At 67.4% G+C, this 14953-nt stretch carries 12 protein-coding genes; 5 read left to right on the top strand and 7 right to left on the bottom strand.

Features of this window, described 5'->3' with window-relative positions:
• The first annotated feature begins 88 nt into the window (after nt 1-88).
• Together ACEPA4_RS18845 and ACEPA4_RS18840 are read left to right on the top strand one after the other, a co-directional pair.
• The gene (locus tag ACEPA4_RS18845; RefSeq protein WP_235646036.1) at nt 89-1813 is read left to right on the top strand and encodes a peptidoglycan-binding protein; all 1725 of its coding nucleotides are present in this window, start codon (nt 89-91) and stop codon (nt 1811-1813) included.
• Nucleotides 1814-1952: 139 nt separating this feature from the next.
• Nucleotides 1953-3365, top strand: coding sequence for a TPM domain-containing protein (locus ACEPA4_RS18840; RefSeq protein ID WP_139728167.1), 1413 nt, complete (start codon nt 1953-1955; stop codon nt 3363-3365).
• Between the two features lies 1 nt (nt 3366).
• On the opposite strand, the gene ACEPA4_RS18835 is transcribed toward ACEPA4_RS18840, so the two are convergent.
• The 3 genes from ACEPA4_RS18835 to ACEPA4_RS18825 are packed head-to-tail and all read right to left on the bottom strand — an operon-like array spanning nt 3367 to nt 6013.
• Nucleotides 3367-4038 (bottom strand): VOC family protein, encoded by a 672-nt coding sequence (locus ACEPA4_RS18835; RefSeq protein WP_262090165.1) that lies wholly within the window; start codon nt 4036-4038, stop codon nt 3367-3369.
• A gap of 54 nt (nt 4039-4092) precedes the next feature.
• Nucleotides 4093-5172 (bottom strand): serine aminopeptidase domain-containing protein, encoded by a 1080-nt coding sequence (locus ACEPA4_RS18830; protein WP_262090164.1) that lies wholly within the window; start codon nt 5170-5172, stop codon nt 4093-4095.
• 13 nt (nt 5173-5185) lie between these two features.
• On the bottom strand, nt 5186-6013 hold the full coding sequence (locus ACEPA4_RS18825; RefSeq protein WP_374082916.1) for a helix-turn-helix domain-containing protein: 828 nt from the start codon (nt 6011-6013) through the stop codon (nt 5186-5188).
• Between the two features lie 200 nt (nt 6014-6213).
• Between ACEPA4_RS18825 and ACEPA4_RS18820 the strand changes: the two genes are divergently transcribed.
• The gene (locus ACEPA4_RS18820) at nt 6214-8616 is read left to right on the top strand and encodes a TonB-dependent receptor plug domain-containing protein (RefSeq protein WP_374082915.1); all 2403 of its coding nucleotides are present in this window, start codon (nt 6214-6216) and stop codon (nt 8614-8616) included.
• A complete protein-coding gene (locus ACEPA4_RS18815) occupies nt 8616-9917 on the top strand; it encodes an aminotransferase class V-fold PLP-dependent enzyme (protein ID WP_374082914.1) in 1302 nt (433 codons plus the stop codon). Before ACEPA4_RS18820 ends, ACEPA4_RS18815 begins: the two co-directional genes overlap by 1 nt.
• Before the next feature lie 70 nt (nt 9918-9987).
• On the opposite strand, the gene ACEPA4_RS18810 is transcribed toward ACEPA4_RS18815, so the two are convergent.
• The 4 genes from ACEPA4_RS18810 to ACEPA4_RS18795 are packed head-to-tail and all read right to left on the bottom strand — an operon-like array spanning nt 9988 to nt 13860.
• Nucleotides 9988-11502, bottom strand: coding sequence for a PLP-dependent aminotransferase family protein (locus tag ACEPA4_RS18810; RefSeq protein WP_279945771.1), 1515 nt, complete (start codon nt 11500-11502; stop codon nt 9988-9990).
• Between the two features lie 9 nt (nt 11503-11511).
• Complete coding sequence (locus ACEPA4_RS18805; RefSeq protein WP_053497371.1) at nt 11512-12111, bottom strand: DUF6436 domain-containing protein; 600 nt, start codon at nt 12109-12111, stop codon at nt 11512-11514.
• Complete coding sequence (locus tag ACEPA4_RS18800) at nt 12111-12389, bottom strand: hypothetical protein (RefSeq protein ID WP_231109129.1); 279 nt, start codon at nt 12387-12389, stop codon at nt 12111-12113. The genes ACEPA4_RS18805 and ACEPA4_RS18800 overlap by 1 nt, the downstream gene beginning before the upstream one ends.
• A gap of 55 nt (nt 12390-12444) precedes the next feature.
• Nucleotides 12445-13860 carry a PLP-dependent aminotransferase family protein gene (locus ACEPA4_RS18795; RefSeq protein ID WP_065179383.1) on the bottom strand — a complete coding sequence of 472 codons (1416 nt, stop codon included), beginning with the start codon at nt 13858-13860 and terminating at the stop codon, nt 12445-12447.
• A 183-nt stretch (nt 13861-14043) separates the two neighbouring features.
• On the opposite strand from ACEPA4_RS18795, the gene cyoA reads away from it, so the two are divergent.
• Nucleotides 14044-14949 carry a ubiquinol oxidase subunit II gene (gene cyoA / locus ACEPA4_RS18790; RefSeq protein WP_005420037.1) on the top strand — a complete coding sequence of 302 codons (906 nt, stop codon included), beginning with the start codon at nt 14044-14046 and terminating at the stop codon, nt 14947-14949.
• The last annotated feature ends 4 nt before the right edge of the window (nt 14950-14953 follow it).

The following is a 14953-nucleotide window of genomic DNA, read 5'->3' as shown; positions in this document are numbered from 1 at the left end:
CGCAGCACTGCAGTACCGCAGTACCAGAGGTACCAGGAGCAGTACCCCTTAAGGAAATCCCCCTTTTCATAGAATGGATAGCACACACATGGCAGACATCTACCAGGACATGGTCCAGCCCCGCGGGGCGGCCTACAGCAGTGACCGCATCAAACCGTGGAGCCACTACCGCGAGCCGATCGACCAGAGCGACGGCCGCCTGCATGGCAACTCCCGCCGGTGGGGCGATGCGACCCCGGAAGTACAGTCACGGGTGATCGACACGATCATCGAGTCGGCGCGCGAGAAGGGCCTGACCCCGCGCGAAACGGCGCACGTACTGGCCATCGCCCGCGTTGAATCGGGCTTCAACCCCGATGCCGCCGCTGGCACCACCTCGGCCTCGGGCCTGGGCCAGTTCATCGACAAGACCGGCAACCACTACCACCTCAACAACCGCAACCGCTTCGACGTCGGCGCACAGTCCGATGCACTGGTTGACCATTACATCGATAACCGCACGCTGGCGCACAAGCGCGGCCAGGGTGAGGAGTACATCTACAAATACCATCACGACGGCCCGACCCGCGATTACGGCGGCCTCACCCTGTCTGAAAAGAAGGTGATGCCGTACGTGGACAAGTACGAGCGGTTCGTGGAGCAGCGCCTGGGACTGACCCACGGCCAGTCCCAGGGCAGCCACGCGGCCCCCGCCGTAGCTGCGGCCACGCACGCGCAGGCCAAGCCGGCAGCGGCGCATGCCGAAGGCCAGACCCGCAACTTCGAGCAGACGATGCAGGTGATGCTGCCCCCGCAGAACGGGGTCAAGCCCCACATTACCGGTGAGTTCGGCGAACACCGCGCGCACAAGCCGCACGGTGGCACCGACTTCAACTATGTCGGCGGCCAGCACGGCCGTAATCTGCAGCACCCGACCGTCAACGCGCCGATCTCCGGAACGGTGACGTTCGTCGGTGGCGACTACGGTACGGTGAAGATCAGGGATGCACAGGGCAACTCGCACGAGATCCTGCACCTGCAGTCGACCCAGGTGAAGGAAGGCCAGCCGATCAAGGCGGGTGAGCCGATCGGTACCATGGGCGGGCGTGGCCCGGGCGGTGCGGGTCAGTATGCCCAGCACGTGCATTACCAGTTGAAGGATCCGCACGGCAAGCTGATCAGCCCGCAGGACTTCTGGGACCACGGCAAGCTGAAGGAAACCGGCAAGGGTGGCCATTCGCATGACGCCGACCACAACGGTGTGCTGCGCCAGGGGGCTAAGGGCGAGGAAGTGACTGCGCTGCAGAAGGAACTCAACCGCCTGGGCGTGCGCGACGGCCAAGGCAATCCGCTGAGCGAGGACGGCAAGTTCGGTGCCAATACCAGGGACGCACTGATCGCCTACCAGAAGCAGCACGGGCTCTCCGCCGACGGCGTGGCGGGTCCGGCGACGCTGGGCAAGCTGGCCGAAGGCCGCAGCCATGCCGAGGCGGCGCCGAAGGGGCCGCAGCTGGGCGACAAGGCGCATCCGGATACGCCGCTGCACAATGCGATCCGTGGCCACATGCCGGGCATGATCTCCAACGAGATGAGCGCGCATGTGACCGCCCAGGCCAAGGCCGCCGGCATCGATTCGCCGGAAAAGCTGCAGGGCGTCACCGTGCAGGATGGCAAGGCCTTCGTCGTGGGCACCGTTCCCGGCTTCCGTACTGCGGTGGACATGACCCAGGCGGCACCGAGCCTGCAGGAGACCAGCGCTGCAATGCTGGCCAAGCATGAGCCTTCGCAGCAACACGTGCAGGACGAGCAGCAGCGGGTGGCCATGGGCCGTTGACCGCTGCGTGTGAAGAAGTGTGTGGTATAGGAGGCCGGCCGGGGTAATCCGGCCGGCTTTTCCGTTCATGGGGCAAGGACATACACGGATGCCGTTTCGCATGATGCACAGCACCGCCATTGCAAGGCACGGCGTCCACATGAGCCGGGTGCTGCCGTGGCGCAACGCATGGCAGTGGGTAGGGCTGGCACTGCTGCTCTGCCTGCTGCCACTGCCAGTGCTGGCGGCGGCCCCGATTCCGGCACTGGACGACCCGGTGGTGGACACCGCCAACGCACTGTCCGCCAGCACCCGCGCCACGCTGCGCGAGCAGGCATTGCAGCTGCAGGCACGCAAAGGCGCGCAACTGCAGGTGCTGGTGGTGCCCAGTGTTGGCGATGACGGCATCGAAGCCTATGCACAGCGTGTCTTCGACCAGTGGCAGCTGGGCCGCGCCGGTGTCGATGACGGGGTGTTGCTGCTGGTGGCGGTGCAGGACAGGCGCGTACGCATCCAGACCGGCTATGGCCTGGAAGGCACCATTCCCGATGCCTATGCCGCGCGCATCATCGACAAAGCGATCGTGCCGCGCCTGCGCGAAGGAGACCTGGACCGGGGCATGCTGGACGGCAGCAAGGTGCTGGTGGCGCTGATCGATGGCGAGCCGCTGCCGCCCGAGCAGGATTCATCCGCACGCAACCTGTTGCCAGCGGATTGGCGTACAGGGGATTCGGTCGTTGCCCTGACGTTGCTGGTGGGGTTCCTGGCCGGTCTGTGGCGATCACCGCCGCGCCTGCTGGCCATCAGGACCGAGGCCGAGTCCAGCGGTAAACGCCGTGAGCGGCGGCGCAAGGCACTGGCAGCCAATGCGGCAGTGCCCAGGCCGAATTGGCCGACCTTGCCTGCCTGGGGCAGGCCGTTGCTGGTAACGGCGGTGATGGCCGCTGGGTTGGTTTCGGCGACGCTGCTGCTGCCGCGGCATGTGCTGCCTGCGCTGTTCTTCGTGCTGTTACCGGCCGTACCGGTGGCGGCGCTGCTGGGGTGGTGCTGGCGTCGCAGCCGTGGTGTGCGCATCGTGCTGTCCGGCATGTTGGCCGTCAGTATCGGTTTCTTCATGGTGATGCTGGTCCGTGGTCAGTTGCCGCCCAGCCTTGCCCTGCACACGTTGCTGAACCTGGCGGTCGCCATTGCCGCCATGCTGGTGTTCTTCCTGGTGCAGGCCGGCCGCGCGCGCTGGCGGAAGAACCGCAACAGCTTCGCCGTGCGCCTGGTGGTGCTGGTGCTGTTGACCGGCGGCTATGCGCTGGGCGCGCTGCTGGCCATCGACCGGGCCGGCGACGAGAACGCACGCGTTTTGGCGACGATCGTGTCCTGCGCAAGCACGCTGTTCCTGTACTTCATCTGGGTGTTCACCCTGCTGCCCGGCGAAAAAGCACGCAGCGGACAAAGGTCGTCCCAAGGCTACCGTTCCTCGTCCAGCACCTCGTCGTCGAGTTCGTCCTCGAGCAGTTCCGGCGGCTGGTCCGGTGGCGGTGGTCGCAGCGGCGGTGGCGGCGCTTCGGGCAGCTGGTAGCTCAGGCCGTCCACACCCGCCAGCCCAGCGTCGCATCGCGCAGCTCGCCGCTGCCGCTCACATCACCCATCTGCAGCTGCACGCCCTGCGCATTGGGCAGGTCTTTCTGCTCGGGGAACCAACGACGGTCGGCGGCGACGATGATCAGCAGGCCCTCGTCGTCGCCCACCGGTGCGAACTGCGGCGAAGGCGGGCTGATCGGCTGCAGGCCGAAGCGCTGGCTGGACTGTTCGCGCACCGCATCGACATCGTGGCTGGGCAGGCCAACCTCGCTCAGGCAGGTCAGCTCGCTGCCATGGAAAGCGCCTGCGCGCGTGCTGACTGGCAGACGGCGCCGGCCGATCAACTCGAGGATCAGGCCGTCGGGACCGGTGAAGTACACCGACTGCGACTGCCAGCTGCTCTCCAGCGCAAAGTAATCCAGGCCCTCAGGATTACGTTGCAGCGGGGTACGTTCGCGCAACCAGGCCATCGCCTCGCTGAAGCGGTTGTCCGGTACGTTGAAGGCCAGGTGCACGCCACCGATGGGGTGATCACCCGCCGCCTGCAGTTCGATCGTGCTCCAGCCGATGTGCACATGGTTGCCGACCACGCGCTGCTGCAGCACATCGTGGAAATACGCGGCGACGGTGGCGACGTCGGACACCGGCAGGGTGAGGTGAAGCAGGCGCATGACCGATTCTCCATGGACGCGCTCACTGTAACGCTGGGGCCTGCCCGGCGGCCACTAGCGCAGTGAATGGTTGAAGAATCGTATTGCTGCGTCCACTGCCTGCGCGTGGGTCTGCGCCTTCGGCACCGACGTCCTGCACAGGTCCTGCAGCCGCCGCTGTCCGGTCGGGGTGCATGCGGCGAGGAAATCGTAATGGCCGACACCGGGCAGCGCCTGCAGTGCAGCGCCCGCAATCACCGCACGCGCAGCCTCGCCATTGCTCTGCGGTGGCGCAACCGTGTCAGCCTCGCCCAGTACGATCGACACGGGCTGTTCCAGCGAGGAGAGCTGCTCGGGCGCAAAGGCCTGCACGATTGCCGGTGCCAGCAGGAACACCGCGCGCACGCCGGGAATGGCGCGCGCGTCGTTGGCGTGGGACATCCACGGCGACAGCTCGGGCGACGCCGCAGCGGCAACACGCGCCTCCATCGTGTGCGTGGCCGCTTCCTGCTGGGGCCGGCAGACGCCGTCATCCGGATGCGCCGTGCAGAAGGCCAGCAGTCGCTGCAGGTCCGGTCGCGCACCGGCCGCCACCAGTGCGGTGTAGCCGCCGGCCGAGAATCCGGCGACCCCCAGGCGCTCAGGATCGACATGCGGGCCCAGCACCGGATCGGCCTGCACAGCCGCCAGTGCGGCACGCAGGTCATCGGCGCGCAGCCAGGTCAGTACGCTGCCGGGCAGGGTCATGCTGTCAACGCCGTTGTTGCCCGGATGATCGACTGCGATCACCAGATAGCCTGCCTGCGCCAACGCGGTGCCCAGCCAGCCCATCATGCGCGCGCTGCCGCCGTTGCCATGGGAGAACAGCAAGGTCGGCAGGCGATCACCGGCGACCGGCGCATCCCTGGACGACCGGCCGACCTCGAACAGCGGCGCGTCGGGTGGACCGATGGTCAGCACGGTCTCCCGGCTGCCTGCAGGTGCCGGATACCAGACCGTGTAGCGCAAGGCGTCGCGGCGCTCTGCGTCGCGCACGGCGGCGCTGGCCAGCGTCGTTGTGCCGTGGCGCTCGCCGGACACCCCGCTTTCGCGAGCGGCGCCGGTGCTTGTGAACGCCATCAGCATCGCTCCCAGCACAGCAGCGGTCATGCGCATCTTCAACTCCTTGTCAGTGGGGACGGTCGTCGACGGGCAGCCAGATTTCCACGCCGCCCTGGCCGGTGTGCTCGTCGAACCGGGCGTCGTACCGCTCCAGATCCGGCGCATCGGCGAGGCTCAGGTTGGAAGCAGGAAGATAATGATCCAGCAACCAGAACCAGGTCGAGCGGATGGCCGAGATGTGCCCGCTGTGCCAGGCCACCAGGTAGCGGCGCGCCGGAATGTCCACGCGTCGCCAGTGCGCAGGCACGCTCGGCACCGTGCTTGCCGGTAGTGCCGCAATGTAGTCGAAGCCACCATCGTCATCACTGTTGCAGCACACGCCGAAGCTGATCGGCGCCGGCATCGGCCATTCGCGGTTGAGCTGCGCCCACTGGCCAGGAATCGCGCCACCACTGTCGCGGGTATGCCGCATGCTGATGCCGGCCACCTGGAACGCGGGCGTCTCAAGCAGGCGGGGCGCTTCAATGCAGGCGGACGGGGCCTCGTCCACGCGGATCGCCTGCACCAGCGCCAGCCCATCGGTGCCCTGTTCGCGTACGCGCTCCGGCGTCTGCCCGAACTGTTCGCTGAAGGCACGCGTGAAGGCTGCATGGGTGGTATAGCCGGCACCCAGCGCCACCTGCAGGATGTCGTTGGCGCCGTTGGCCAACTGCTGCGCGGCAGCGGTCAGGCGGCGCCCGCGCAGGTAGCGCACCACCGGGGTGCCGGTGCGGGCCTGGAACAGACGTGACAGATGAAACGGCGACAGGCCGGCCGCAGCGGCAATGTCGGCCAGCGCCAAGGGCTGGTCCGCATGGGTTTCGATGTACCACAACGCCTTGCCTGCCGCGCTCATCCTGCCGTTCCCCGGATCCAATGCCGGCACAGTAGCGGATCGGCAGGCGCGGCGTTTAGCAGTTCTTGCGCCTGTGCGGATTCAAGCTGTCGTACTGACGTCATGCCTCCTTCACACATCGCGCCGAGACTGCGCGCCTTGTCCAGGCCTGTTGTGTGCGCACAGGTGCTGGCCCTGTCGCGTCCTCCCGGAGCCCTGCCGTGCATCGTTCGAAGCTTTCGCGTTCCATCCTCCTTGCCCTTTCCATGGCCAGCGCAGGAGGCGCGATCGCAGCGGAAGCCGATGCGGTCGATGCCGCCGGCGGCAGCCGCGCCGCGCCCACCCAGCTCGACGCGATGCTGGTCACCGGTACCCGCGCGTCCAACCGCACCCAGTTCGAAACGCTGGCGCCGGTGGACGTGTTCAGCAAGGAAGACATCACGTCCGTCGAATCCACCGACCTGAAGGACGTGCTGGCCCAGCTGGTGCCGTCGTTCGTGGTGCAGCGCCTGCCGATGGCGGACGGCCAGGTGTTCGTGCGTCCGGCCACGCTGCGTGGCCTGTCGCCGGACCAGACCCTGGTGCTGGTCAACGGTCGCCGCTTCCATCGCAGCGCGCTGCTCGGCAACCGCGGTGCGCAGGCGGCTGATCTGGCACAGATTCCCACCAGCGCGATCAAGCGCATCGAGGTGCTGCGTGATGGCGCGTCGGCGCAGTACGGCTCGGATGCCATCGCCGGTGTCATCAACATCATCCTCGAAGAGGGGCCCGGCACCGAGATCACCGCCGGCTATTCGCAGTACGCGCAGGGCGACGGTGCCTCGCGCGATTTCAGTGCGCGCACCGGCTGGTCGCTGGGCGACTATGGCAGCCTGGTGCTGTTCGCCGAATCGTCCAACTCAGACGCCACCTCGCGCACGCGCCAGCGCCCGGATGCGATCGCCTTCCAGGCTGCACATCCGGAGCTGGACGTGCCCAATCCGGTGCAGCGCTGGGGCCAGCCGGAACTGGAAAGCCGCCGCGTCGGCTTCAACGTGAAGGCCCATGCCAGCGAGACGCTGGAGTTCTATGCCTTCGGCCTGTACAGCCACAGCGATGGCGTCAGTGATTTCAACTGGCGCAATCCGGACACTACCACCGGTGCGTACCGCACCACCGCCATCTTCCCGGGCTGGAACCTGCGCTCGATCTATCCGGTGGGCTTCAGCCCGCAGTACGGCAACACGCAGAACGACCTGCAGCTGGTCGGTGGCCTGCGCGGCGAGATCACGCCCAAGCTGCGCTGGGATGTCAGCGCCTCGTATGGCCGCAACGCCATCGACTACAGCTTGAAGAACTCGATCAATGCCTCGCTCGGCCCGGCCAGCCCGACCGCGTTCGATCTTGGCCGCCTGACCCAGACCGAGAAGAACGCCAACGCAGACTTCAACTACGAGTGGGACGTGGCCGCGCTGTCCCAGCCGGTCAACGTCGCCTTCGGTGGCGAGTTCCGCCAGGAGACCTATCAGGTGCGTGCCGGTGACCCCGCCTCGTACGCCGTGGGTCCTGGCGCGGCTGCAGGCCTGGAGGCAAATTCCAATGGCGCGCCCGGCTTCTCGGCCAGCCAGGCCGGGCAGTGGAGCCAGCGCAGCAGGGCCGCCTACGTGGACATGGAAGTGCCGCTGGGCGAGCGCTGGAGCATCGGTGCGGCCAGCCGCTACGAGGACTTCTCCAGCTTCGGCAGCACGCTGGACGGCAAGCTCTCGGCGCGCTTCGCGATCACCCCGGACGTGGCCCTGCGCGGCACCGTGTCCAGCGGCTTCCGTGCACCGACGCCGGCGCAGCTCAACACCACCAGCACCACCCAGGGGTTGGATACGCGCACGCTGCAGATCTTCACCAGTGGCCGCCTGTCGCCGAACGATCCGCTGGCGCAGCTGCTCGGCGCCAGGCCGCTGAAGCCGGAAGAATCGCGGACCGCGTCGCTGGGCCTGACCTGGCGCACCGACCTGGGCCTGTCCGGCTCGGTGGATGTCTACCAGATCAAGCTCAGCGACCGCTTCAGCCAGTCGGCCAGTTTCGCCATTCCGGCCGGTACGCCCAATCCGCTGGGCTATACCTCGGTGAACTATTTCACCAACGACTTCGATACCACCACCACCGGGGTGGACGTGGTCGGCAACTACCTGCGCGACCTCGGCGCCGGCCGCATGACGCTGACCCTGGCCTACAACTACAACCGCACCCGCGTGGACAATGGCAGCACCTCGGTGGCCACCAACGAGACCCAGCGCGTGCTGTTCGAGGATCGCCTGCCCGAGCACAAGGGCAGCCTGACCGGAAGCTGGGACATCGGCGCCTGGTCGCTGATGGCACGCATGCGCTACTACGGCGCCTGGACCGATTCCAGCGGCAATGCAGTGGGCGATATCTACCAGCGCTTCGGCGCGATGAGCTTCCTCGACCTGGCCGTCGGCTATCGCATCAACGAACATCACAGCCTGCGTGTGGGGGCCGACAACGTATTCGACCGCTATCCGGACGAAGCCACCTTCCAGGCCAGCCGCGGCCTGGTCTACTCGCGCAACGCGCCCTATGACACCGACGGTGCCAATCTGTACGCGCAGTACCGGCTGAGCTTCTGATGGACCCGGCCCGCCGTTCCCTGTTGCGTGCCGGCACCTTGCTGCCGGCCGCAGCCGCACTTTCTTCACTGCCGGCCATGGCTGCCACGCGTTACGCTGCGTCCATGCAGATTCCCGCAACGACCGTGGCGCCGGACGTGCTGGCCCGCGATGAAAACTACTGGGCCGCCGTGGCCAGCCACTTCGATGTCACCGACGAAGTGAACCATCTGGAGAACGGCTACTGGGGCGCGATGGGCCGCCAGACGCTGGCCAGCTACCAGCGCCACACCGCGGAAGTGAACCGAGGCAATGCCTGGTATGGCCGCCGTGAGTTCCCGGCGCAGTACATGGCGGTGCAGCGGCAGGTGGCCGAACTGCTGGGCGTGGGCGCCGACGAGATCGCACTCACCCGCGGTGCCACCGAGGCGATGCTGGCGCTGATCGGCGGCTACAACCGCCTGCAGCCTGGCGACCAGGTGCTGTACGCCGACATCGACTACGACAGCATGATCGGCGCGATGCGCTGGCTGCAGCAGCGCCGCGGCGTGCAGGTCGAGCGCATCGCGCTGCCGGCCGTGCCCGACCATGCGCAGATCCTGCAGGCCTACGAGGCCGCGTTCGCGCGGCTGCCACGCCTGAAACTGGTGCTGCTGACCCAGGTCAGCCATCGCCATGGGCTGGTGCTGCCGGTGGCCGAAATCGCTGAACGTGCGCGCGCACGCGGCATCGACGTGATCGTTGATGCAGCACACGGGTTTGGCCAGATCGACTACGCGGTGCCGCAGCTGAAGTCTGATTTCGTCGGCATCAACCTGCATAAGTGGATCGGTGCGCCGGTCGGCGTCGGCGCGATGTATGTGCGCAAGGGCCGCGTTGCGGACCTGGACCCGTACATGGGCGAGACCGACGATGGCCGCGTGGGCAGTCGTGTGCACACCGGTACGGTCAACTTCGCCGCTTACCTGGCGCTGCCGGAAGCGATCGCGCTGCACCAGCGCATCGGCGCAGCCAACAAGCAGGCGCGCCTGCGCTACCTGCGCGAGCGCTGGACCGTGCCTGCGCGGCAGATGGCGCATATCGAAGTGCTGTCGTCGCCTGATCCGGCGCTGGCCAGCGCATTGGCCAGCTTCCGCCTGCGCGGGCGCACCTCGGTAGAACAGAATCAGGCACTGCAGAAGCGCTTGCTGGATGAGCATCGGATCTTCACCACCCATCGCGATGGCCTGGAGTCGGGTGCCTGCGTGCGGGTGACACCGTCGGTGTTCACCCGACCGGCGCAGATGGATGTGCTGGTACAGGCGCTGGTGGCATTGGGGTAGTGCCGGCCGCTGGCCGGCAACCTCATGATCCGTGCACGCCGTTGCCGGCCAGCGGCCGGCACTACCAGGGCTACCGCTCGATCGCCGGCAGCGCGTCCGACAACAACAACCGGTCAATCCGCCGCAACGCGCTCTCCAGCTGCCGTCGGTCCGCCGCCAGCCCCAACGACAGCCGCACGCCGTGCTGATGCTGCACCCCGGGCGGACAGAACGCCGATGAAGGAGCGATGGCCAGCCCCTGCAGCTGCGCGGTACGCACCAGCGTGGCGTCGGTCCATGGCGCTGGTACCCTGCACCAGGCGTGCAGGCCTTCGGCGCGCAGCAGCAGCGACGGCGCCAGCAGGCAGCGGGCCATGCGCACGCGCTCGCGCGCCTCGGCACGCACCTGCGCCAGCAGCGATTGTGCCGAACCATCCAGCAACAGTTGGCTGGCCAGCGCCGACACCAATGGATGGCCCATCAGCCGCGTCGCCCGCAGCGCGGCGGTCATCGCCTCGGCATGCGCGGCACTCGGGCAGCGCACGAAGGCGGTGCGCAGGCCCGGGCTGATCACCTTCGACAGCGTCGCCACATGGAACACATGGCGCGGTGCCAGCATCGCCAGGGGTATCGGCGCCTCTTCGGCAAGGTGCCAGTACGGATCATCCTCGATCGCCAGTAGGCCTTCACTCTCCAGCACACGCGCCAGCGCTTCGCGCCGCTGCAACGGCAACGTCAGCGCGGTCGGGTTCTGGCAGGTGGGGTTGAGATAGAGCAGCCGCGCGCCACTCCCGCGTGCCTGCCGCAGCAGCGCTTCAGGGCACATGCCGTGTTCGTCGCAGTCCACCGGCAACAGCCGCCGGCCAAGCGCCGCTGCGGCCTGCAGCAGGCCCGGATAGACCAGCGCATCGCACAGGATCGCGTCGCCATCGCGGCCCTGGCTGAGCAGGATCGCGGCCAGCGCCACCTGGGCGCCTTCGGTCAGTAGCAGGCAGGCATCGTCCACCGTGCCCAGCATCGGTTGCAGCCAGCGCGCTGCCGCATGGCGGTCGGTCGGGTTACCGCCGCCCAGGTGGTAGGTCATCAGGTTCGGTGCATTGCTGCGCGCAAGCACGGCGGCGGCGCCGCGGCGCAGGGTCTCGGCCAGCGCGTCGGCATCGGGTACCGGTGGCACGTTCATGCTCAGGTCCACCACCTGGTCGAAGCCAGCCTTGGGCGGTGCGATGAAACTGCCTTGTGGCCCACGCGCTTCGATCAGGCCGCGCTTGCGCGCTTCATCGAATGCCCGCGTTACCGTGGTCAGGTCGACGCCGAGCTGCTGCGCCAACGCGCGCTGTGAGGGAAGGCGCTGCCCCGGTGCAAGACCACCGCGACGCACCGTGCGCTCCAGCGAATTGACGATGCGCAGATAGATCGGCCCGTTGTGCGCGAGCACGTCCTGCACCCATTCGCGCGCTGCGACATCCGGTCGCGGCATGTACGGAGCATGTCGGGGCGTATCGTTGCTTCCAACGGCGGGAGCCTGTCCATAACCATCGGTCGGTTCGGACAGGTGACCGCCGTTGTTGTTTGCGGCGGCCACGCCACCCAGAGCCAGTGATGTCATTGCGCGTCCTCAGCGCTTGGCCTGCCACGGGCAGTAACAGCCCACGGCAAGCAGTCCTTTCGGGCGCACGGATTCGCCGCGCACCAGTCTGTCCAGCAGCGGTTCGACGAAACTGTTGGCCGAGTTGCAGACCATGCCGATGCTGTACGGCCCGGCGTAGGCCAGATGGCCCTGCCGGTCCCAGATCGCCACGGCAGGGCTGGCCGGAATGTGCTCGATGCCATCGATGGTCGGCAGGTTGATTACCTTGTTGCGCAGCGGCTCGGGCAGTTCGCCCTGCGTGCCAGGGCGACGGATCGCGTAGAAGTCGATGCCGGCGCGGCGGTACATGCTGATCAGGTAGCTCAGGTGCGCACCAGTCTCGCGGTTGCACACGCCGCAGGCCGGGTCCCAGAAATGCACCACGCGGATGCGGCCGGTATTACCGGCCAGATCGGCCGGCAGGCGCAGCTGCGAGTCGTCGAAGACGATGGCCTGTTCGGTGAACGTGGACTGCGCGCTGTAGCCGAAGTACTGCCACAGCGCCGCCGCCACGCCGGCCATGAACAGGCAGGCGAGGGCGATCATCGTCGGCAGCAACCAGCGGCGACGCGGCGCGGCTGCGCCCATCAGGACGCGTCCCCGCCGAACTTGTGTACGTACTGCTTGCGCATCTCGCGGCAGGAATCGGCCTGCGCCCGGCGCTGGATCTCGCTACGCGACGGATCCTCGCTGCGCTGCACGCATTGCTCGATGGCGTGGCGTTCGGCGGCCTGCACATCCACGGTCTGCGGCTGCAGGCAGACCCAGGCCAGCACAGCCAGCATCAACACCACAAAGCCACCGCAGCCGGCCATCACCAGGTGGAACTTCAGTTTCTCCGCGCGCATCGAGGCACGTCCCTTCATCCATACATTGCATACAAAATATCATTTTGTATGGATGTGGGGCCATGCGTCCGGTTCAGACGATGGCGTTGTGCCGGGCCTCGGGGGCTTCAGACAGGATTTCATTCAGCTTGGCCAGCGCCCCGGCCAGCGCGCCCTGGTCGACCGCGCCGCCCAGTGACAGGCGGATCGCGTTGCCCGGAGGCGGTTCTTCCACGCTGAAGGCGTCGGAACTGGCGATGCCCAGCCCCTGTTCCTGCGCGGCCTGGATCAGCCGGTACTGGTCCAGCCGTGGCGGCAGCGGCAGCCACACATGCAGGCCGGCCGGATGGGCCTGGGCACGGGACGGCAAGTACTGCGCAGCAATCGCCTGGCGCTCGCGCAGCTCCTGCTGGAAGCGCTGCACCATGTCCTGGGCCTTGCCGCTGCGGATCCACTGCGAGGCCACCGCCACCATCGACTGGGTCGGCATCAGCGCGATCGCACGCAGGGCGTCCAGCACCGGTTCCATCGGTTCGCCGGCCGGCACCACCAGGTAGGCGGTGCGCAGGCCCGGTGCCAGGCACTTGGACAGGGTGGAGATGTAATACACCGGGCAGCCGGCGTCGCGGTGGGCGGCCAGCGGCGGTGCGGCGTCCCCGGCCAGCAACCAGTAGGGATCGTCTTCGATCACGGTCAGATCATGGCGCTTGGCGACCGCCAACAGGGCCTGCCGGCGTTGTGCCGACATCGTTGCCGTGGTCGGGTTCTGGATGGTCGGTACCAGGTACAGCAGGCGCGGGCGGCGCAGCTGGCAGGCTTCTTCCAGCGCATCGGGCAGCATGCCTTCGGCGTCCATCGCCACCGGCACCACACCCCGCTGCAGCACGCGCGCGGCGGCCAGCAGGCCCGGGTAGGTCAGCTGCTCGGCGGCAATCAGCTCGCCCGGCTGGGTGCAGGCCAGGATCAGTGCACACAGCGCGGTCTGCGCACCGGGACAGATCACCACCTGGTCGGCGCCCACCGTGCCCAGCATCGGCGCCAGCCACTGCACCGCGGCGGCGCGGTCCTCGCGGGTACCGGCGCCGACGTGGTAGCTCATCAGTTCGCCCTGGCCCAGCTGCTGCCCGACGTGCTGGAAACCGGCCTCCATGCCCTGTGCGAACGGCGCGCTGCCCAGCAGCGGCGGGATGTTCATGCTCAGGTCCACCGAGGTGCTGCGGTTTCCGGCCGACAGCGCGATGAAGGTGCCGCCGGCGCCCTGCGCGTCGAGCAGGCCGGCCTGGCGCAGCTCGGCGAACGCCCGGGTAACCGTGGTCAGGTCCACGCCCACCTGCTGGGCCAGGTCGCGCTGCGGCGGCAGGCGGTCGCCCGGGCGCAGCACGCCGTCATCCACCGCCTCGCGCACCTGCTGGGCAATCTGCAGGTAGAGCGGGCCGGCGCCCTCGCGGAAAGGGCGAACCCAGGTGCGATTGGGGTGTTTCAGGCGGCGGCCGGCGGCAGGTGGCGTCATCGGTCAGGTTTTTCCATACGTGCAGGTGCACAAGTCCATACAATGATGTATCTTGTATGGGCTTGATTGGAGTGGTTCGCCCTCTTGTAGGCGACCTCGTACCCACAGTGTAGCCGCTCCACGCCCGGGCGCTGCGCGCAGGCGAGCCGGTCAAGCGCGCTTCTTCAACAGGGTTGACCTCCAATGAATATCTGCTGGAACCGCATCCGCCTGGCGCTGGTCGCCCTGGCCTGCGTCGGCCTGTCGGGCTGTGACTGGGTGCTGCTGGATTCGAAGGGCATGGTCGGGCTCGCCCAGCGCGACCTGATCCTGATCTGCATCGGCCTGATGCTGATCGTGGTGATACCGGCCATTGTGCTGACCTTCGTATTCGCCTGGCGCTTCCGCGCCGGCAACACCCAAGCGAAATACACGCCGGACTGGTCGCACTCCACCAAGGTGGAAATCGTGGTCTGGGGCGTGCCGCTGCTGATCATTGCCGGCCTGGCAGTGATCGTGTGGAAGTCGACCCACGAGCTGGACCCGTACAAGCCGCTGGACGTGGCCGGTGAACCGCTGCACGTGGACGTGATCGCCACCGACTGGAAGTGGGTGTTCGTGTACCCGGACCTGGGCATCGCCACGGTCAACCAGCTCAACTTCCCGGCCAACCGCCCGCTGGCGTTCAACATCACCTCCAACTCGACGATGAATACCTTCTTCATCCCGCAGCTGGGCGGGCAGATCTACGCGATGGCGGGCATGCGCACGCAGCTGCACCTGATCGCCAACGAGCCTGGCCAGTTCCGTGGCATGTCCGGCAACTACAGCGGGCATGGCTTCTCGAACATGAAGTTCATTGCGACCGCCAGCAGCAACGAAGACTTCGAGCGCTGGGTGGCCGAGGTGCGCAGCGCGCCGGACGCGCTCAGCTTCGCGCAGTTCAAGGCGCTGGCCGCGCCGTCGAAGAACGCACCGGTGCAGCACTTCTCCAGTGTTGAACCGCTGCTGTTCAAGAAGGTCATCGACCAGTTCATCGGCGTCGGTGAGAACACCGCTGCGGCTACCCCGGCGGGCGCTGCCGGCGGTGCCCAGGTTTCCCAGGAGTAACGAA

Source organism: Stenotrophomonas sp. P2112 (assembly GCF_041897515.1).
Lineage (GTDB): Bacteria > Pseudomonadota > Gammaproteobacteria > Xanthomonadales > Xanthomonadaceae > Stenotrophomonas > Stenotrophomonas sepilia.
The sequence above is the reverse complement of the archived record's forward strand: the minus strand, read 5'-3'. Positions and strand labels throughout refer to the sequence as shown.